We start from the raw sequence: 633 nt of genomic DNA, 5'->3' as shown, positions 1-633 counted from the left end.
CCGTCAACGCCATCTCTTTCTGTTCGCCTTCCAGTGACAATAGACCGGAGAAGAAGCTCACCAAGCCTTTTGAAGTTTGATTGTCGATAAGGTCATCCACCAAGTCTTGCAGCTCAGGAATCGCCAGCTCAGAGAAGAAGCTGATGATTTCACTGGTTGGGCGGAAGCCATTCATCGCTTGGTATTCGGTTAGCGCGTAAACCAATTCTGGTTTGTGGTTTGGATCTTTGTAGTTACGGTTTGCAGCGGTTAGGGGAATGCCTTGTTTTTCTTCCAGTGCAAAACCCAGTTCTGCTTGTTGCTTGTTTGGGTGCACCTGAATCGACAGCGCTTTCTCGGCGGCAAGCACTTTAAACAGGTATGGAAGTTCACCAAAACGGTTTGCGACTTCTTCACTCAGAAAAGCATTCATGTCTTGAGCAATCAGTGAAGAGAGTTTGGTCTCCTCGCCGCTTACCATCACCACTGAGCAACCGTTTGGATGCGCGCCCATCCATACTTCTGCTTGTGGTTCGCCCGTTGGGTTTTCAATGCCAAACAGTTGGTTAACAGAAGTAGTACTGCCCCAAGCGTAGTTTTGAATCACGTTGTTCATCAGGAAGAACGTCGGATGCGCAGCTTGAGTTTGAATCG

At 48.3% G+C, this 633-nt stretch carries 1 protein-coding gene; it reads right to left on the bottom strand.

Translation table 11 applies throughout. The annotated features are described in order from the left end of the window. A partial coding sequence (gene manA / locus R7Z50_RS28485; protein ID WP_318149879.1) for a mannose-6-phosphate isomerase, class I occupies positions 1–595 on the bottom strand: 595 nt, incomplete at its 3' end. Positions 596–633 lie beyond the last annotated feature (38 nt).

It is taken from the genome of Vibrio sp. 1249-1, assembly GCF_033340495.1.
This window is presented reverse-complemented; position numbering and strand designations above follow the sequence as displayed.